17 protein-coding genes are annotated in these 17,181 nt (G+C 67.0%); 5 read left to right on the plus strand and 12 right to left on the minus strand.

Annotated elements, in window-relative coordinates:
• Positions 1-27: 27 nt before the first annotated feature.
• The gene (locus tag L0C21_RS02625; protein WP_259276881.1) at positions 28-639 is read left to right on the plus strand and encodes a DedA family protein; all 612 of its coding nucleotides are present in this window, start codon (positions 28-30) and stop codon (positions 637-639) included.
• Between the two features lie 20 nt (positions 640-659).
• Here L0C21_RS02625 and olsB read toward each other — a convergent pair whose 3' ends face one another.
• Together olsB and L0C21_RS02635 are read right to left on the minus strand one after the other, a co-directional pair.
• Positions 660-1,523: a l-ornithine N(alpha)-acyltransferase gene (gene olsB / locus L0C21_RS02630; RefSeq protein WP_259276882.1), complete on the minus strand. Its 864-nt coding sequence runs from the start codon at positions 1,521-1,523 to the stop codon at positions 660-662.
• 119 nt (positions 1,524-1,642) lie between these two features.
• Positions 1,643-2,974 (minus strand): AmpG family muropeptide MFS transporter, encoded by a 1,332-nt coding sequence (locus L0C21_RS02635; RefSeq protein WP_259276883.1) that lies wholly within the window; start codon positions 2,972-2,974, stop codon positions 1,643-1,645.
• Between the two features lie 183 nt (positions 2,975-3,157).
• Here L0C21_RS02635 and L0C21_RS02640 point away from each other — a divergent pair, with 183 nt between their 5' ends.
• Positions 3,158-4,363, plus strand: a complete 1,206-nt coding sequence (locus tag L0C21_RS02640) for an aromatic ring-hydroxylating oxygenase subunit alpha (RefSeq protein WP_259276884.1) — start codon at positions 3,158-3,160, stop codon at positions 4,361-4,363.
• A gap of 2 nt (positions 4,364-4,365) precedes the next feature.
• On the opposite strand, the gene L0C21_RS02645 is transcribed toward L0C21_RS02640, so the two are convergent.
• On the minus strand, positions 4,366-4,965 hold the full coding sequence (locus L0C21_RS02645; protein ID WP_259276885.1) for a discoidin domain-containing protein: 600 nt from the start codon (positions 4,963-4,965) through the stop codon (positions 4,366-4,368).
• A 396-nt stretch (positions 4,966-5,361) separates the two neighbouring features.
• A complete protein-coding gene (locus tag L0C21_RS02650; RefSeq protein WP_259276886.1) occupies positions 5,362-6,870 on the minus strand; it encodes a YifB family Mg chelatase-like AAA ATPase in 1,509 nt (502 codons plus the stop codon).
• Between the two features lie 301 nt (positions 6,871-7,171).
• On the opposite strand from L0C21_RS02650, the gene L0C21_RS02655 reads away from it, so the two are divergent.
• Positions 7,172-7,828 (plus strand): HAD hydrolase-like protein, encoded by a 657-nt coding sequence (locus L0C21_RS02655; RefSeq protein ID WP_259276887.1) that lies wholly within the window; start codon positions 7,172-7,174, stop codon positions 7,826-7,828.
• A gap of 215 nt (positions 7,829-8,043) precedes the next feature.
• On the opposite strand, the gene L0C21_RS02660 is transcribed toward L0C21_RS02655, so the two are convergent.
• Together L0C21_RS02660 and L0C21_RS02665 are read right to left on the minus strand one after the other, a co-directional pair.
• Positions 8,044-9,111, minus strand: coding sequence for a hypothetical protein (locus L0C21_RS02660; protein WP_259276888.1), 1,068 nt, complete (start codon positions 9,109-9,111; stop codon positions 8,044-8,046).
• Entirely contained in the window at positions 9,095-10,282 is a 1,188-nt protein-coding gene (locus tag L0C21_RS02665; protein WP_259276889.1) for a hypothetical protein, read from the minus strand. The genes L0C21_RS02660 and L0C21_RS02665 overlap by 17 nt, the downstream gene beginning before the upstream one ends.
• A gap of 144 nt (positions 10,283-10,426) precedes the next feature.
• Here L0C21_RS02665 and L0C21_RS02670 point away from each other — a divergent pair, with 144 nt between their 5' ends.
• The gene (locus L0C21_RS02670; RefSeq protein WP_259276890.1) at positions 10,427-10,807 is read left to right on the plus strand and encodes a hypothetical protein; all 381 of its coding nucleotides are present in this window, start codon (positions 10,427-10,429) and stop codon (positions 10,805-10,807) included.
• 21 nt (positions 10,808-10,828) lie between these two features.
• Here L0C21_RS02670 and L0C21_RS02675 read toward each other — a convergent pair whose 3' ends face one another.
• From L0C21_RS02675 to dapE, 3 genes are all read right to left on the minus strand, one after another.
• Complete coding sequence (locus L0C21_RS02675) at positions 10,829-11,626, minus strand: outer membrane lipoprotein-sorting protein (protein ID WP_259276891.1); 798 nt, start codon at positions 11,624-11,626, stop codon at positions 10,829-10,831.
• A 241-nt stretch (positions 11,627-11,867) separates the two neighbouring features.
• Positions 11,868-12,440 (minus strand): hypothetical protein, encoded by a 573-nt coding sequence (locus L0C21_RS02680; RefSeq protein ID WP_259276892.1) that lies wholly within the window; start codon positions 12,438-12,440, stop codon positions 11,868-11,870.
• A complete protein-coding gene (gene dapE / locus L0C21_RS02685; protein WP_259276893.1) occupies positions 12,437-13,633 on the minus strand; it encodes a succinyl-diaminopimelate desuccinylase in 1,197 nt (398 codons plus the stop codon). The genes L0C21_RS02680 and dapE overlap by 4 nt, the downstream gene beginning before the upstream one ends.
• Positions 13,634-13,928: 295 nt before the next feature.
• Between dapE and L0C21_RS02690 the strand changes: the two genes are divergently transcribed.
• Positions 13,929-14,396: a cupin domain-containing protein gene (locus L0C21_RS02690; RefSeq protein WP_259276894.1), complete on the plus strand. Its 468-nt coding sequence runs from the start codon at positions 13,929-13,931 to the stop codon at positions 14,394-14,396.
• Positions 14,397-14,426: 30 nt separating this feature from the next.
• Here L0C21_RS02690 and L0C21_RS02695 read toward each other — a convergent pair whose 3' ends face one another.
• From L0C21_RS02695 to L0C21_RS02705, 3 genes are all read right to left on the minus strand, one after another.
• On the minus strand, positions 14,427-15,107 hold the full coding sequence (locus tag L0C21_RS02695) for a hypothetical protein (RefSeq protein WP_259276895.1): 681 nt from the start codon (positions 15,105-15,107) through the stop codon (positions 14,427-14,429).
• Between the two features lie 334 nt (positions 15,108-15,441).
• A complete protein-coding gene (dapD, locus tag L0C21_RS02700) occupies positions 15,442-16,281 on the minus strand; it encodes a 2,3,4,5-tetrahydropyridine-2,6-dicarboxylate N-succinyltransferase (protein WP_259276896.1) in 840 nt (279 codons plus the stop codon).
• 30 nt (positions 16,282-16,311) lie between these two features.
• Positions 16,312-17,094: a pyrimidine 5'-nucleotidase gene (locus tag L0C21_RS02705; protein WP_259276897.1), complete on the minus strand. Its 783-nt coding sequence runs from the start codon at positions 17,092-17,094 to the stop codon at positions 16,312-16,314.
• Positions 17,095-17,181: the final 87 nt, after the last annotated feature.

The following is a 17,181-nucleotide window of genomic DNA, read 5'->3' on the forward strand; positions in this document are numbered from 1 at the left end:
ACGATGAGAACCCCAGAGGGCGGATGCATGTTTGAATGGATGACCGGCTTGATCGAGCGCGGCGGCTACTTCGGCATTGCCGCGCTGATGTTCCTTGAGAACGTTTTTCCGCCGATCCCTTCCGAACTTATCATGCCCTCGGCGGGCTTTCAGGCCAGCCAGGGGAGCCTCAGCCTGGCCGGGGCGATTGTCGCCGGTACGGCAGGCTCGCTGCTCGGCGCGCTGTTCTGGTATCTGGCGGGCCGCTATGCCGGGGAGGAGCGGCTGAAGCGCTGGGCCGCCCGCCATGGGCGCTGGCTGACGCTGACGCCGAAGGATGTGGACAAGGCCGACGACTGGTTCGATCGCTACAACGCCTCGGCGGTGTTTTTCGGGCGGTTGTTGCCCGCCATCCGCACGCTGATCTCGGTGCCTGCCGGGTTGTTCGAAATGAAGCCCGGCCCGTTTCTGCTCTATTCGGCCCTCGGCACGGCGATCTGGTCGGCTGCGCTGGCAACCGCGGGCTACCTCCTTGGTAACAACTACCACGCCGTGGCAGACTACCTGAACCCTGCCACCAACGTGATTCTGGGCAGCGGGCTGCTTTACTACCTTTACCGCGTCGTCACCTGGCGGAAGGACCAGAAGCGGCCCGGCTGATGCCGGGCCGGAGAAGGCGATCAGTCAGCGTCGTTGGCGCCGACGGCGTAGCGGGTCGAGTAGCGGCGGGTGATGCGCTCGACAGGCAGCAGGATGAACACGTCCACCGTGTTGAACTGGTGGTCGACGAACGCCCCGTCGCCGATCAGGCAGCCCAGCCGCAGGTAGCCCTTCACCAGCGGGGGAAGCGCGCGCTGCGCCTCCTTGATGTCGTAGCTGCCCAGCGGCAGCCGGTCCATCGGCACATAGTGCTCCGGCAGGGCGCGCACGTGCAGCTCTTCCGGCACCAGGTGATGGTGGTGCAGGTAGGAGAGGGCGAGCGCGTGGCTCTCCGGGTCCGTGCCGTGCAGCGAGGCGCAGCCGAACATGTAGCCGATGTTGTGGGTCTGCAAGTAGGAGGCGATGCCCCGCCACAGCAGGTTGATGGTGGCCGGGTTCCGATAGCTGGCGGCAACGCACGAGCGGCCCAGCTCGAGGAGCTGGCGGCCCTCGCCGATGCGGTTCTGGAAGGTGCGGCCCAGAAGCGGCGAGAGATCGAACTCCGCGCTGGAGTAGAAGCCGCGGTGCTGCATCGCCACCACCTGGCGCAGCAGCCGGTAGGTGCCAACCACATGCGGCTTGCCGTCCAAGCCATGGTCGATCACCAGGAGATGGTCGCAGATGCTGTCGTAATCATCGATATCGCGCCGGGCGGCGAGAATCTCGGGCGTCGGACGCGCGCCCATTTCCTCGTAGAAGATTTGATAGCGCAGCGCCTGGGCGGCCGCGATTTCCTCTTCCGAGGTGGCGAGCCGTACATCCAGTTGTCCTGCCTTGTGGATGTACGGGGAGGCAGCCAGCGTGGCCGGAGCCACCGCCGTCATGCCGAAGGCCTGGTAGGTCATGTAACCTCTTGCGATTGCCTTTTCGTGGCGGGACCCGCCCCCGGGACCCTCCGCACGCGAATCTAAACACGAAATGTGACAGTCGTGTCAAATCCCGCCGAAACGAAGCGTGAGCGGCGTCAGACGGGTTGCTGGCCGGTGTTGCTCCGCCGCCAGATCAGCCACAGCAGGAAAAGGCCCGGCACGGCGATAAGAGTGGTGAAGACATAGAACCCGACCCACCCCAGGCTTTCCGCGAGAATGCCGGAGGGGGCGGACAGCCAGGTGCGCCCCACCGCCGCCAGCGAGGAGAGCAAAGCGAACTGGGTGGCGGTGTAGGCGACGTTCGACAACCCGGAGAGGTAGGTGACGAACACGGTGAGCCCCAGGCCACTGGAGAAATTCTCCAGCCCGATGACGAGGCCCAGCACGACCGGATCGTTGCCCGTCATGGCGAGCGCCGCGAAGCCGAGGTTAGTCACCATCATCAAGACGCCGGTGATGATGAGGGCGCGCCCCATGCCGACAAGGCTGAGAAAGGGCGCGGCCAGCGCCGTGCCGGCGATGAGCGCCCAGAAGCCCACCAGCTTGTTGGCGGCGATGTACTGCTCGTCGGTGAAGCCCAGCTCCACGATGAGCGGGCTCAGCATGACGTTCGCCATGGCATCGCCCAGCTTGTAGATGAGCACGAAGCCGAGGATGAGCAGCGCGCCGGAGACGCCGTTGCGGCGGAAGAACTCGGCGAAGGGGCCAATCACCGTATCGCTGAACCAGCGGCCGAGGCGATCGAGCGCCGGTTCGCCCGAGCGCGGCGCCTCCGCCACCGTGCGGCTGTGCGCGGTATCTCCCGCCCACAGGGCCGCCGCCAGGCCGCAGAGCACGAGAAGGCCGGTGACGCTGTAGGCCGCCGCCCAGCCGTGCTGGGTCGCCAGCCACACGGTGCCGGCGCCAGCGAGGAGATTGCCGGTGCGGTAGCCGAACTGGTTGAGCGCCGTGCCATGCGCCAGCTGCTCGGGCGGCAGGATCTCGATGCGGTAGGCATCGATCACGATATCCTGCGTGGCGCTGAGGAAGGAGACGATGATCGCCCAGGTGGCGAAGCGGGCGAGATCATGCGCCGGGTCGCTGTGGCCCAGCTGCCAGAGCGCCCCCATCAGCATGAAGCCCACAAGGAACAGCCAGCTGCGCCGCTGGCCCAAGAGGCCATCCAGCACCGGCAGGCGCAGCCGGTCGATGAGCGGGGACCACAGGAACTTGAGGGTATAGGGCGTCGTCAGCCCCACGGCGAAGCCGATGGTCTTCTTGTCTACCCCCACCTTGCTCAGCCAATAGGTCATGGTGGCGAGCAGCAACGTGAGGGGAAAGCCGCTCGATATGCCGAGCAGAAACGCGGCCAGCGGGCGGGGGCGCAGGTAAAGCCCAAGCGCGCGGGCGGCGGCAACGGGCGAGAAGGACGCGGCACGGGATGTCATGGCACCGCATCCTAGCGACTCCTGGTGCGGGGGAAGAGGCCGCGGTGCGCTTCGCCGCAAAAGCGGGGGGCGCAAAAGCGGGGGCCAAATGCGGGGGGTAGCGCACGGCGGGCTTGCGGAGCGGATCGGGCGGGGCGACACTGCGGGCACAGGGCGCTTTTCCGCTTGCAGGGGAGGCAAGGCATGGCGTCTGCGTCTCATCACCGGGTGTTCCACCACCGGCCGACGGAGGGCCAGCTGGCGCTGGCGCGCAGCATCGCGCGGCAGGAGACGGAGGATGCGCCCGCGCTCGCCACGCTGGAGGCGGGCGTTTATCTCGACCCGGCCCGCTTCGCGCGGGAGGCGCAGCTGTTCCGCCGGGTGCCGGTGCCGCTCGTGCCGGCGGCGCTGCTGCCGGAGCCGGGCATGGCAGTGGTGCACGACGGCTATGGCGTGCCGCTGCTGCTGACGCGGGACAAGGCGGGGGAGGCGCGGGTGTTCCTCAATGCCTGCCGCCACCGGGGCACCCGGCTGGTGGAGGCGGAGGGCCCGGAGAAAGTCCCGCGCATCGTCTGCCCCTACCACGCCTGGACCTACGGGCTCGACGGGCGGCTCGTCGGCCTGCCGCGCCAAGAGACCTTCCTTGGCCTCGATAAGGCAAACTACGGCCTCAAGGCCCTGCCGGCGGCGGAGCGGGGCGGATTGATCTGGGCGGTGCTGAGCCCGGAGGAGGCGCGCGCGCCCGATCTCGACGGCTTCATCGGCGACGTGGCGGCGGATCTGGACGCGCTGGGGCTGGGCGAGCACCACCTTTACGCGCGGCGCACCCATGAGGTTGCCGCCAACTGGAAGCTCATCATGGATGCGTTCCTGGAGGCCTACCACGTGCAGCGGCTGCACCGGAACACCATTGCCCCCTTCTTCGCCGATGCGGTGGCGGTGACCGAGCGCATCGGCCCGCATTTCCGCAACGCGGTGGGGCGGGTGGATCATGTGCGCGCGGGCGACGCGGAGGATTTCACCCACCTGCGCCAACTGCTCACCTTCTCCTACAGCATCCTGCCCGGCGCGGTGGTGGTGGCCAGCCCCGATTACATCAACGTCATGCTGCTCTACCCGCGCGCCGTCGATTGCACGCTGGTGGAGGACTTCATGCTCATCCCCGAGCCGCCCGCGGACGAGAAGGCGGAGGACCACTGGCGGCGCTCGTTCGAGCTGCTGGACGGCGGCGTGTTCGCGGCGGAGGACTTCCGCGCCGCCACGCTCTGCCACCAGGGGTTGGCGGCCGGGGCCATCGACCGGGTAACGCTCGGCGGGCTGGAGCAGAACGTCGCCCGCTTCCACGAGACGCTGGAGGCGATGCTGCAAGGGGCGGCACCTGGCGGCACCGCCCCGGTGGATGGCCGTTAAGCTCAGGCGCGGCGACGGCGCAGGGACAGGCCAAGCAGCCCCACGCCCGCACCCAGCAGCGGCAGGGCGGCGGGCTCGGGCACGGCGGTGAAGTTCACCTCGCTGAGGCCGACCCAGGCTCCGCCGTGGTTGTTCAGAATGTCGAGCCGCACGTAACGGGCGAGGCCGTCGAGCGCGAAGCTTTCGGCGGGGATGAGGCCGCCGGTGCCCATCGACAGGCTGCCGGCGAGGATCTGGCTGTACCCGACGCCGTCAAGCGAGACGGAGAGCACAAAGTCCTGCGCGCCGCGCTCAAGCTCGATGTCCGAGTTGTAATTCCAAATGTTGATTCCGGTCAGCTGGTAGTCCGCGCCCAGATCGAAATCCAGCGTGGCGGAGGTTCCCTCCCACGTCAGCCACATGTTGTTGAAGTCGCCATCATGCAGGCCGGCCTCAAGGCCACTGCCGTTAATGACATTGATCCCCCGGTAGTGGGTGGGACCCCAGATGCCCCACTCGCTGGAGGCGGTGACGCCGACGGGGGTAATCACTGTCGCCGAGGCGGCGGACGCGGCGGCAATCGCGGTTGCGACAATCACGCTGGAAACAAACATGCGAAACATTCGGCTCTCCTTGCGCTGAAAAGGCAGGAGGGCAAAAGCAACGGTCGTGCCACAAACTAAACAATTGAAAATACGGGACAGAAATATTGCAATTGTATTACGCTGTAAGCTGCACCGACAGATGCCTAGTCTATTGCTACACTTTTGTTTCTTCTTGTGTTTTCGGTTCCTAACGCGACGAGCCGGACCGGGCGCGAGCCTCCCGAATCTACGACCATGGCGCCATTGACCGGCCCGGCCGCCGCATGGTTAAGTTTGCCTAGAACAAATGTAGAACATATGGCTTGACGGAAGGAGGCAACAATGCGGGGGTGGGCCGGGGCGAAGCGGATGAGAGGGGTGCTGATCGTCGTGCTTCTTCTGGCCGTTCGGGCCCTGTGCGCGCGGGCGGCGGGCTCAGGCGGTCGTGCCTGGCGGGCGGTAGCCCAGCGCCTCGGCGATGTGACTGCGGGAGACCGTCTCTCTGCCGCCGAGGTCGGCGAGGGTGCGGGCGACGCGCAGCACCCGGTGGTAGCTGCGGGCGGAGAGCTTCATGCCCTCGGCGGCCTGCACCAGCAGGCGATGACCGGCGTCGTCGGGCGCGGCCACCTGTTCCAGCAGCAGGCCGTCGGCCTCCGCATTGGTGCGGATGCCATGGTCCTCGTAGCGCTCCCGCTGGAGGGCGCGGGCGGCGGCCACGCGGGCGGCAACCTCGGCGGAGCCCTCGGCCGCCGGCGGCAGGGTGAGATCGAGCGCGGAGACCGCGGGCACGTCCACGTGCAGGTCGATGCGGTCGAGCATGGGGCCGGAGATGCGGGACTGGTAGTCCTGCGCGCAGCGCGGGGCACGGCCGCAGGCGCGGGCGGCGTCGGCCAGATGGCCGCAGCGGCACGGGTTCATGGCGGCGATCAGCTGGATGCGCGCCGGGTAGGTGACATGGGCCTGGGCGCGGGCGACGGTGATGCGCCCGGTCTCCAGCGGCTGGCGCAGGGCATCGAGCACGGCGCGGTGGAATTCGGGCAGCTCATCGAGGAACAGCACGCCCAGGTGGGCAAGGCTTACTTCGCCGGGGCGCGCCCGGGTGCCGCCGCCGGTCAGCGCCGCCATGGAGGCGGAGTGATGCGGGGCGCGAAAGGGCCGGGCGCGGCGGATGCGCCCGCCTTCCAGGCTCCCGGCGGCGGAGGCGACCATGGAGACCTCCAGCGCCTCGGCGGGGTCGAGCGGCGGCAGGATGCCGGGCAGGCAGGCGGCGAGCAGGGACTTGCCCGCACCGGGCGGGCCGCACATCAGCAGATTGTGGTTGCCGGCGGCGGCCACCTCAAGCGCGCGCTTGGCGCTTTCCTGCCCCTTGATCGCCCTCAGATCCGGTCCGCCGGCAGGCTCGTCGGCAACGCCGGGGGCAGGCGCGGGCAGCAGGCAGGTGCCTTTGAGATGGTTGATGAGGGCAAGCAGGTGAGGGGCGGCCAATACCTCCACCGCACCGGCCCAGGCCGCTTCGCTGCCCTGCGCCGCCGGGCAGGCGAGGCCGAGATTGCAGGAGGAAGCATGGATCGCGGCCAGCAGCACGCCCGGCACCGGGGCGATGCCGCCGTCCAGCCCCAGTTCCCCCACGATGACATGATGGGCGATGGACTCGGCATCCAGCAGCCCCATGCCCGCCAGCAGGGCGCAGGCGATGGCCAGGTCGAAGTGACTGCCTTCCTTCCGCAGGTCGGCGGGGGACAGGTTGACGGTGATTCGCTTGGGCGGCAGCGACAGGCCGATGGCGGTCAGCGCCGCGCGCACCCGCTCCCGGCTTTCATTCACCGCCTTGTCCGGCAGGCCCACGATGGAAAAGGCGGGCAGGCCAGGCGCAATCTGTACCTGAACATCAACCGTGCGCGCTTCCAACCCCAGAAACGCAACCGTTGTCGCATGCGCGACCATGCTGCCTCCCGCCCTGCTTTGTTCTCGTTGGGGCCGACTGTGCAAACCAAGAAACGGTCGAGCAACGATTCCATGGTCGAATATCCGGCAGCGCGGCGCACTCTGAGGCCGCGTTCTGCCGCAAGGGAAGCAAGCCGGAATCGGGTGAGGAGCAGGGATGTTTCCTTCGGCAGGGGGGATGCTCAGCCAGTGGCGTCCAACCAGTGGCATCGCCTCCTTGCGTCTCCACGCAGGGGTCTTTTGCTTGTGCGTCTCCACGCACGGGATTTTCTTGACGTATCCAAACGGTTACAGACCGCCCATGACCTACAGGCTTGTGATCTTCGACTTCGACGGCACTCTGGCCGACAGCGCCGATTGGTTCATCGCCGCCTTGAACAAGGCCGCCCTACGCTTCGGTTTCCGGACGCTGTCTGGCGAGGAAGTGGCGATGCTGCGCGGGCGCAGCAACCGGGAGATTATCCGCTACCTCCGGGTGCCGATGTGGAAGATGCCGATGATCGCGGCATACATACGCCGTCTGTCGGCCGAGGATGCGGGGTCGCTCCGGTTGTTCCCCGGCGTTGGGGATGCCCTCATCCGCCTGCGCGCGGCTGGAATCGGCATTGCCATCGTCAGCTCCAACACGGAGGCGACCATCCGCCGGGTGCTGGGGGCGGAGATTGCGGCGCTGGTGGAAACCTACGAATGCGGCGCCTCGCTGTTCGGCAAGGCCGCCAAGTTCAGGCGCGTGCTGCGCCGCACCGGCATCCCGGCGGAAGCAACAATCTCCATCGGCGACGAAGCGCGGGATATCGAGGCCGCCGGGCAAGCCGGCGTCGCGGCGGGCGCGGTGACGTGGGGCTACGCAACGCCCGCGCTCCTGCAAAGCTTTGGGCCCGCCGCCCTGTTCGACTCCTTCCCCGCACTGGCGGAGAGCCTCATCTCCGGCGAACCGGCATCAGCAGTCCCGGCATAGGAAGGGACAGCGGATCAGCCCATCGCTTCGCCCCTTAACAATCCCCATTTCGTTTTCAGGGACGCGCGAGGACGCGGCCCGGTGCGTCCCTGTTCATGAGCAAGAAGTGTTCACGAGCAAGAAGGGCCGCGCCCAAGATGGCAGGCGCGGCCGTATAAACGAGGCGGGAGGTGCAGGCGGGGTAAGCTCCTCCTGCAGAGAGAAACCGGCGTTCTCTAGTAGTGCCACTGCAGCTTGAGCTGGAGGAAGTCGTCGTCGCCCAGCGGATACAGCACATCGCGGGTGGAAACGCTGGTGAAGAAGCGGCCATCCAGGCTGATTCGCAGGTTAGCCCCGAGGCGGCGGGAGGCCTCAAGCACGAACGCCTTGGACTTGGTGTCCAGATCAAGGATCGCACCGCCCAGAATCTCGGTGGTGGCGATATCGTTGCCGCTCCAGCGCAGGCCGACGAACAGGTCGTCATCATAAGGCGACACGTTGGAGAAGGGCGGAATACCGGGGGCAAGCGGCGTGCCCTTGCCCCGCTCGTCGTAGAGATATTCAGCCAGGATTCCCAGATCCGCCCCGGCGGCGCTGACGCCGTAGAGCGTGTATTCGAAGCCGCCAGCGAAGGCGGCGTAGTCGTTCACCGGATCCCAGCGGTGAATGCCCTCGAACTTCAGGAGCAGCGCGCCCAGCGTTGCCTGCAGATCGACGCCGACCTGGTCGATGAGATCGTAGCGCGGAATGAGTTGCGGCTGGCCGAAACTGTTGAACGAAAGCAGCAGGCGTGGCTCGCGCGAGAAGCCGGAGAAGTAGGAAACGCCCAGGTCCACCGGGCCGGCGTCCATGGCCCAGCGCAACGCCCAGTCCGAATGCCAGTTGTTGTCCCCGGATTCGTATTGGGTCAGCTCGCGGTTGACGTGTACCGGCAGGTTGGGCCGGTCCTCGCCGGTGGGGAACAGGCGCTCGCGGAAATAGGGCATGTAGAAGCCGCTGAAGGTGCCGAACCGCGTGGTGTAGGCGGCCGAGATCAGCGGCTGGCCCAGGTAGTCCTCGAAGTCCACGTCCTCAAGGGTATCGACCTGGTTGATGATGTTCACAAGGTGAACGGCCTCGGTGACGCCCCAGAAGCGGCGATCCAGGCCCGCGGTCAGCTCCAGCGGGCCGAACACGCCCACATACTTGGCCTCGCGCACATCCGCATGGGTGCGATTCTCAACCACCGTGTCGACCCGGGCAAAGCCGGTGAAGCGCAGGAACTGGCTGCCGCCTTTCCAGGCGTACTCAATGGTCGGTTCCATGGCCATGGAGCCGATCAGATGGTCGGGCGCGCCGTCGCGGCTGTCCTGCGGGAACCAGCGCCCCTCCGCCTCGAAGAAGCCCCACAGGGTGAGGGGGCGAACTGCCTGTCGGCGGGGGCGGCAGTTCGTCCTCGTTCCGCATGGGCAGGGCGCCGGCGGGTTCGGCCTGCGGGCGGGGCAGGTTCACGCGCCGTTCCTGCGCCTGCAAATCCTCCCCGCCTCCCGGCGCTGCGGGCTGTTTTTGGGTGCCGGCCTGCGGCGCGCCCTGGCCCTCCAGCGTGCCCGGCAGGTTCTCATCGCCCGTTTGCGGCGCGCTCGGGCCGACATCGAACACGCCCGGTTCCGTGCCCTGCACCGTGCCAGGCTCGCCCTGCTCCTGGCCTTGGGGTTGACCTGGGGTTCCGCCCGGTGCCGGCTGGGTCTCCTGCGACCGCGCCGCGCCGGCCTCGGGCGGCAGGGTTTGGGCAAGCGCAACCTGCGTGGTATCCGCCTGTGCGGAATTGCTCGGCCCGGAGAAGTCCATGGCGGGGCTGGAAAGCAGCGCCTGCCGCTGGGCGGCCGCGCCTGCGCCCGCTCCTGCCTGGCTGCCGGCCCTGGCCTGCTCTGCGGTCTGCTTTGCGGCCTGCTCTGCGACTTGCCCTGCCTGCGCGACCCTGACCTCCGCTGCGACGTGGGTCGCAACGACAGGCGCCGGGGCGGTATCGGGCACGAAATCAAGCACGACGCGCTCCTGCTGACCACCGCGGCCAGGCAGGACAAAGTGGCGGGCCAGAGCGGTGGGCTTCTCGAACCGCAATGTGAGCACGGAAGCCCCGGCAGCGCCATCCCCGGCAAGGTCGAATACGACCCCAGGAATGCGCCTGGGCAGGGAACGGATCTGGGCTTCGGCCCGGCCGGACAGGGGCATGTTGAGGCGCACTGCCCAGGCGGAGCCGCTGTCGATCGGGATGGGCTTGATCTCCACGGCGGAAGCCGTGCCTGGGCGGGGGGCGGCTACATCGAGGACGATGCGGATGCGCGGCAACGTCTCGTTGCCCGGCCCGTCATCCTGATGCGCGGCGGCCCGCACCTGCAGGATTTCAGCAGCGGCGCGGGCAATGGCCGCATGGCCAATTCCCAGCAGCAGAACGATGAGTCCCACGCAGGTGGTCAGCCAGCGGTGAATGGCCATGTCCGTGCCCCCGATTTGCAACCTTTCAGACCTAATGTGGCCTAAGACGTCTTGAAGGTTGGTAAAGCCATGGCATTGCATCTTGGCCCTTGCATTGGCCTCAACGCGTTCGCATCTCAGATGCTCCGGTAAAAAGGAAAGTTTGTGACGAGATTGCTCCTGGTCGAAGTCTGGCGGTGGGGCCAACTCATCGTAGGTTGGCTGCTGCTGATTCTCGGCCCGCTGATCGGCGGCCCGCTTCCCGGCCCCTTCGGCGTCGTCGGCTTTGCCGCCGGACTCATTCTGGTACTGCGAAATTCGCGCTGGGCGCGCCGCTTCTTCATCCGGTTGAAGCGGCGGCATCCCGGCACGGTGGGGCCGGTGCGCCACGCCCTGAAGCATGGCATCAACCTGCCCTCGGTGCTTGAGCACATGTGGAGCACAGTGTGGTCCAAACTGCGCCGCCAGCCCCGGTCAAGGGCCGACAAGGCATCGGCCAAGGGCGCGCCCACGGCCCCCGCGCCGCTGGAAGGCGGCGACGGTTAGAGCGGCTCGCCCCTGACCGCCTTACTGGCGGGAGAGGGCCGAGGGATCGAACACGGCGGGGTTGATGCCGGTGTTCATGCGGAACGGGCCCCATACCAGCCGGGTGGTCTTGCCGGTCTGGTGATTGACCATGTTCATGTCGTGGGACCGCCAGAACTTGTCGTTGTACTTCTTCCAGGCGGACGAGGTGAGCGTCTTCAGCAGCTTGCCGCGCCGGTCGTAGTAGTCCACCCGCTGGACCCGCAGCTCCTGCGTGTCGAACCAGGCGATCTGGCGGGAGTAGCCGGAGTTCTCATAGGTCGGCACGCGCTCGACCACATGGCAGGTGAGCTGGCCGCAGGGCTCGTCCTTCAACCACTTGTAGGTGAACTTCTCGATTTCGGCGGCGGTGAAGTCCTCATAGGAGAACTCCGAGCCCATGAACGGGCCCGAGCGGTTGGCCGAGGCGATGCGCTTCACCCGCTTCAGCGCGGGCAGGTAGATCCACTGATCGTCGTTGCCGTGGATGTGGTTGTAGGTGAGCAGCGCGGTGTTCTGCACGTCCTTGGGCGCGCGGAAAACGATGAGGCTCTTGTCGCCATCGGTGCCCGGCGTGCGCTCCAGCGCCATGGAATCCAGCTCGCGCACGGCACGCTGCTGGCCTTCCCTGGTGCCGAGAATCATCCTGAGAGAAGCGCGGCTGTCCACCCAGCCGGTGTCGCGCTTGTCCGCCTCCACGGCGATGGCCTTGCCCTTTTCCTCGGCGGATTGGGACATGGCAGGGGCGGCGGCGACGGTGACGACGGTGGCGGTCAGCGCCATCAGGGCATGACGGAACATGGGGCTTTCCTTTCCGAGAGTGTGCCTTGAACCGTTCGGCGCGAGCCGGGGCTCCTCTTTGTCGAGGCGCCGTCCTGGATAAACGCTTTTGATTAAATACCGCCTTAATGCTGGCAGCCAAAGCGCTTTTGCCGGAAGCGGCGCAGGTGCTCGTCCGATACCCCAATAAGACTGTATCCCCGCTGAACGTTCCCGAGACCCTGCACGAAGCCGGCGCGTCACGGCGGCCTTGCGGGTCAGCTCATCGCAGCAGCAGCTGGAAACCGTGCACCAGAAGCCGGCTCGTCAGCTCGTCGAGGACGACAAAGCCGATGGCCTGCGCCAGCGTGGCGCCAAGCGCCTGGCGGAGAATGAAGATCTCGACGCTTATCAGATACACGCCAAGGGCGAGGTAGAGGACGGCGAGGAAGCCGGACGACAGCACCCCGCCCGCGGCCAGCGCCAGCAACGGCAGGGTGACCAGCTGCTTGAACAGGCGCAGCCAGTTCAGCACCAAAAGCGTTGCCAGCGTGCCGCGGTGAAGCAGCAGGAAGCGGGCGACGACAAGGAACAGCGCCACATAGGCCAGCCACCCCGCCGCGAAGACGAGGATGGACTGGGACAGGCTGATGGCGTGCGCTCCCCGGCCCGTGGCCAGGAGGGAGAGCATGTGGGCGTTAACGGCAAAGGGCGCGGCAGCGAACGGCAGGGCAGACCACGACTGCCAGAAGCCGTGCCAGTTGTATTCGAACCGCGCGAGCCCCGCGCGGCGGAAACGGCAAAGCTCGGCAATGCCAAGAAGCGGCTGGGCGACAGCCTGGTACACGCTGCTCACGGAGTCGGGGCCTTCTGCGGTGATTCCTGGGCGAAGTAGCGGTCGAGAAGAGTCTCGTAGATGTCGGTAAGGCGCCTCAGGTCTTCAACCGGCACCTTTTCATCCGCCTTGTGCATGGATTCGCCCACCAGGCCGAACTCGATGACCGGGCAGAGGCGGCGGATGAAGCGGGCGTCCGACGTGCCGCCGGTGGTGGAGAGATCGGGCGAGAGGCCGGCGTGCTGCCGGATGGCCGCGACGGTGAGGTCCGTCAGCAGGCCGGGGCCGGTGAAGAAGCTTTCGCCCGAGACGCGGATGGCGATGTCGTGCCGGGGCGCTTCCTCGGCGACGATGGCGCGCAGCCAGTCGGAAAGGGATTGGCCGGTGTGCCGGTCGTTGAAGCGGATGTTGAGGCGGGCGGTGGCCCTGGCTGGAATGAGATTCTCGGTGGGGTTGCCCACATCGAGATTGGTGACTTCCAGGTTGGAGGGATCGAAGAACTCCGTCCCGCTGTCGAGCGGTTCGGCCTTCACCCGATCGAGAATCCGCACGAGGCGGGTGATGGGGTTATCGGCCCGGTGCGGGTAGGCCACATGGCCCTGAATGCCGTGCACGGTGATGGTGGCGTTGAGGCTGCCGCGCCGCCCCACCTTCACCATGTCGCCAAGCGTGCGGGCGCTGGTGGGCTCGCCCACCAGGCAGTGGTCGGGCCGCTGGCCATTGGCCTCCATCCAGTCCAGCACCTCATTGGTGCCGTGACGGGCCGGGCCCTCCTCGTCCCCGGTGATGAGCAGGGAAATGGAGCCCTTGAGGCCGCCTGAGCCTTGCGCCGCCGCCAGATGCCGGCGCAGCGCCACCAGGAAGGCGGCGATGCCGCCCTTCATGTCCGCCGCGCCGCGGCCGATGAGGAAGCCCTGGTCGATGGTGCCGGCGAAGGGGTCGACCGTCCAGCCGTTGCCGTCGCCCGCAGGCACCACGTCCGTATGGCCGGCGAAGCAGAAGTGGGGGCTGCCCGTGCCGATGCGGGCGTAGAGGTTGTCGACCGGGCCATCGGGGGCTTCGCCGAACGGCAGCCGCCAGGTGGCGAAGCCGAGGGATTTCAGCTCCCGCTCGACAATATCGAGCGCGCCCGCATCGGCGGGCGTGACGGAGGGACAGCGAATCAGCTCCTGGGCGAGAGCGACGGGGTCGAGGGACGGGGCACACTGAGACATAGTGGAATCAAGTGGTAACGGCGCGGCGTGCCCGCGTCAAAGGCTGAGGTGCGCTTGTGAAAACGCCGGAGGCCAGAGCGGACGGGACACGCGGCGGATGGCGGCAGACCCCGGCCAACCGGAGGAGATGGCTGTCCGCCGCATCCGATGATCTTGTCCGTTGCCTTGGGCCGGGTTGTAGCAGAAGCTGCGTAATACTTCCGGCCATGCGCCGGACCGCGGGCCGGGAGGCCGGCGGGACGGCGGATGGTTGCCCGGCAGGAGGGACCCGGAAGGCGAGAAGGGACGGAAACCTATGGCGAAGATCGATCTGGCGCGCGCGCCGATGCGGGAAGGCTCCGGCTATCCCGCGCCGTTTCACGAACTGGCGGCGGGGCGGGCCAAGTGGCAGCTGGGGGATGCGGGCGGCCTCAGCGATTTCGGCGTCAACCTGGTCGAGCTGCCGCCGGATGGCTGGTCGAGCCAGCGCCACTGGCACGAGGCGGAGGACGAGTTCGTCTATGTGCTGGCGGGCGAACTGGTGCTGGTGACGAACGAGGGCGAGACGGTGCTGCAGGCTGGCGACTGCGCCGCCTTTCCCAAGGGCGTGGCCAACGGCCATCACATGATCAACCGCAGCGACGCGCCGGCCATCTATCTGGAAGTCGGCACCCGCAGCGCCGATGGCATATGCCACTACCCGGACGTGGACCTGCACCTGGACCCCGCGCGCGGCGGCTTCTGCCGGAAGGACGGCACGCCGTATCCCAAGCGGAGCGGATGAGGCGATTGCGCTTTCCCAGTGGGCTTGCCCTCAGCGCGGGCGCTCGCGGATGACGCGCGGCACGGAGGCGTGCCGCCGCATCCAGTCCCGCGTTTCCGGGCAGATCCAGCCCAGCAGTTGCAGGATGCGGGAGTATTCCTTCGTCAGATCGTGGCGGATCAGGGGTTCGTGGTGAAACACGCGGTTGCGGAACTCCTTGATTCGGGTGCTTGTATCGCTCAGCGTCGTGAAGGCCACGGTTTGCGACAGGTGCGGAAAGGCATGGGCTGCATGGCGCACCCAGAGCGGGCCATGATAACGCTCGCGGAGCAGTTTCACCCAAAAGCCCAGCGACAGGGAGGCGACGACCTGCGTGGTGTTTGGCCGGTGCCCGTATTTGCTCTGATGTAAGCGCGCTGTCTTTTCGATGGCCAGAACGGCGCCTTGGCCGAGCATCCTGCCGCAGTCCCGGCTGGAGCACCATTCCGGGCCGTAGTCTGCGCTCAGCGCGTTGTGGATGACATTGCGTAGCGCAACCTCCACGCTTTGCAGGGGATAATGGAAGCTCTGCCCGACGGCGACGTTCCAGAGATAAAGCCGATGCGCCAGATGCTCGTCAAAGCCACCCGCGATCAGATAGGTGCGCCAGCGGTCTTGCGAGACTGTCCTGTTAAGGGCCAGCAGGAGGTTCAGCGGCAGGGGAGACGGCGGCCTGTCTTGACGGATCGGCATGGAAATTCTATTTTATTCTTGTGTGCCGGTCTGAAATAATGCCGGACTGGACAGAGCCCCCGGACAGCTTCGGCCCTCCGGGGGTTTCGCTTTTTTAATCCCAATGTATTTTTAGTCTGTTCTTCATTGTTTTGATTATAGAAATGCTGTCGCTGGCCACCAGAGATCTGTGGTCGTAGACGGGGCGGTCCTTTGGGATGGCGCGGTTGTGCCCTTGAATTATTCGGGCTCTCTTTCCAGGGCTTGGCCCGGACTTCCTGCAAAATCAAAAGAAAAAGCCCGCTGGTGGCGTGCGCCGGCGGGCTTTCCTGTTCAACGCAGGTGAAGCTGCGCTCTAGTCGCGCAGCAGCTCGTTGATGCTGGTCTTGGAGCGGGTTTGGGCGTCGACGCGCTTCACGATGACAGCGCAGTAAAGGCCGGGGCCGGTGGTGCCGTCAGGCAGCGGCTTGCCCGGCAGGGTGCCCGGCACCACCACCGAATAGGCCGGAACGCGGCCGGTGAACACCTCGCCGGTCGCCCGGTCGATGATCTTGGTGGATGCGCCCAGATACACGCCCATGGAGAGCACGGAGCCTTCCTCCACGATCACGCCCTCGGCCACTTCCGCGCGCGCGCCGATGAAGCAGTTGTCCTCGATGATGACCGGGTTGGCCTGCAGCGGCTCCAGAACGCCGCCGATGCCGACGCCGCCCGAGAGGTGCACGTTCTTCCCGATCTGGGCGCAGGAGCCGACGGTCGCCCAGGTGTCGACCATCGTGCCTTCGCCCACATAGGCGCCGAGGTTCACGAAGCTCGGCATCAGCACCACGCCCGGCGCGATGTGCGCGCCGCGGCGGACGATGGAGCCGGGCACGGCGCGGAAACCGGCGGCCTTGAACTGGGCCTCGCCCCAGCCGGCGAACTTGGAGGGCACCTTGTCCCACCACGACGCATCGCCGCCCGGACCGCCGGGGATCAGCGCCATGTCGTTGAGGCGGAAGGAGAGCAGCACCGCCTTCTTCAGCCACTGGTTGACGACCCACTGCCCGTCCACCTTCTCGACGACGCGGCGCTTGCCCGAATCCAGGTCGCTGAGCGCCGTCTCCACGGCGTCGCGCACCTCGCCCTTCGTGGCGGCGCTCACGTTGGCCCGGTCCTCCCAGGCGGCGTCGATGATGGATTGAATGTCACTCACGGGGAAAGTCTCCTGTTGAAAAGGGGCGGATCAGAGCGCCGGGCAGGCGGTGGCGGCTGCGGCGGCTGTCGCCAGCCCGATGCCGGACAACCAGGCCGCAACGTCGGTGATCTCCAGGTCGATGAAATCGGGGCTGGCGTTGAAGCCGCCCTTCTCCGAGCCGTTGTTGACCCACACCGTCGCCATGCCCCGCGCCTTGGCGGGGGCAAGGTTGCGGGCCATGTCCTCCACGAACACGGCGCGGCGCGGATCAACGCCATGGACGGAGAGCAGCTGGTCGTAGGCGGCCTCCTCCGGCTTGGGAATGAAATCGGTCGCCACGATGTCGTGGATGGCCTCGAAGTGGCCGCCAATGCCCAGCCTTGCCAGCACCCGCCCGGCATAGGCGGCATCCGCATTGGTGAAGATGAGCTTGCGGCCGGGAAGCGCCTCCAGCGCGCGGGCAAGCGCGAGGTCGGCAGCGACGACGCCCAGGTCGATATCGTGCACGAAATCGAGGAAGGCGCGGGGCTCGATGGCATGATGGTGCATCAGGCCGCGCAGGGTGGTGCCGTAATCGAGGAAATAGCTCTTCTGCAGGGTCCGCGCGGCAGCGAAATCCAGCGACAAAAGCTGCATGATGAAGGCGGTCATGCGCTGGTCGATCTGGGCGAAGAGGTTGGCGCGCGGGTGGTAGAGGGTATTGTCCAGATCGAACACCCAGGTATCGATATGGGCCCAGTTAACGGTGCGGGCAGGGGCCAGGCCCGCCGCAGGCTCGGCGCTCTGCCGGAAAGCGGGGTTCGGGATATCGGGACTGGGGGCGGCCGTCATGATCTTGCGTCCTTCATTCCTCTGTTCCTGCCGGCCGCGCCGCCTTCGACGAACCCGCCCGCGGAGCCGCCCTCAGGGGCGCGCGCC

The sequence above is a fragment of the Pedomonas mirosovicensis genome (assembly GCF_022569295.1).
Classification (GTDB): domain Bacteria; phylum Pseudomonadota; class Alphaproteobacteria; order Sphingomonadales; family Sphingomonadaceae; genus Pedomonas; species Pedomonas mirosovicensis.

Excerpts from the sequence above, each read along its gene's own strand:
- L0C21_RS02645 (WP_259276885.1), bottom strand. The coding sequence starts at position 4,965 with ATGTTTCGCATGTTTGTTTCCAGCGTGATTGTCGCAACCGCGATTGCC.
- L0C21_RS02650 (WP_259276886.1), bottom strand. The coding sequence starts at position 6,870 with ATGGTCGCGCATGCGACAACGGTTGCGTTTCTGGGGTTGGAAGCGCGC.
- L0C21_RS02635 (WP_259276883.1), bottom strand. The coding sequence starts at position 2,974 with ATGACATCCCGTGCCGCGTCCTTCTCGCCCGTTGCCGCCGCCCGCGCG.
- dapE (WP_259276893.1), bottom strand. The coding sequence starts at position 13,633 with ATGTCTCAGTGTGCCCCGTCCCTCGACCCCGTCGCTCTCGCCCAGGAG.
- L0C21_RS02655 (WP_259276887.1), top strand. The coding sequence starts at position 7,172 with ATGACCTACAGGCTTGTGATCTTCGACTTCGACGGCACTCTGGCCGAC.
- L0C21_RS02690 (WP_259276894.1), top strand. The coding sequence starts at position 13,929 with ATGGCGAAGATCGATCTGGCGCGCGCGCCGATGCGGGAAGGCTCCGGC.
- L0C21_RS02675 (WP_259276891.1), bottom strand. The coding sequence starts at position 11,626 with ATGTTCCGTCATGCCCTGATGGCGCTGACCGCCACCGTCGTCACCGTC.
- L0C21_RS02625 (WP_259276881.1), top strand. The coding sequence starts at position 28 with ATGTTTGAATGGATGACCGGCTTGATCGAGCGCGGCGGCTACTTCGGC.
- L0C21_RS02695 (WP_259276895.1), bottom strand. The coding sequence starts at position 15,107 with ATGCCGATCCGTCAAGACAGGCCGCCGTCTCCCCTGCCGCTGAACCTC.
- L0C21_RS02665 (WP_259276889.1), bottom strand. The coding sequence starts at position 10,282 with ATGGCCATTCACCGCTGGCTGACCACCTGCGTGGGACTCATCGTTCTG.
- L0C21_RS02640 (WP_259276884.1), top strand. The coding sequence starts at position 3,158 with ATGGCGTCTGCGTCTCATCACCGGGTGTTCCACCACCGGCCGACGGAG.
- L0C21_RS02660 (WP_259276888.1), bottom strand. The coding sequence starts at position 9,111 with ATGGAACCGACCATTGAGTACGCCTGGAAAGGCGGCAGCCAGTTCCTG.
- L0C21_RS02705 (WP_259276897.1), bottom strand. The coding sequence starts at position 17,094 with ATGACGGCCGCCCCCAGTCCCGATATCCCGAACCCCGCTTTCCGGCAG.
- olsB (WP_259276882.1), bottom strand. The coding sequence starts at position 1,523 with ATGACCTACCAGGCCTTCGGCATGACGGCGGTGGCTCCGGCCACGCTG.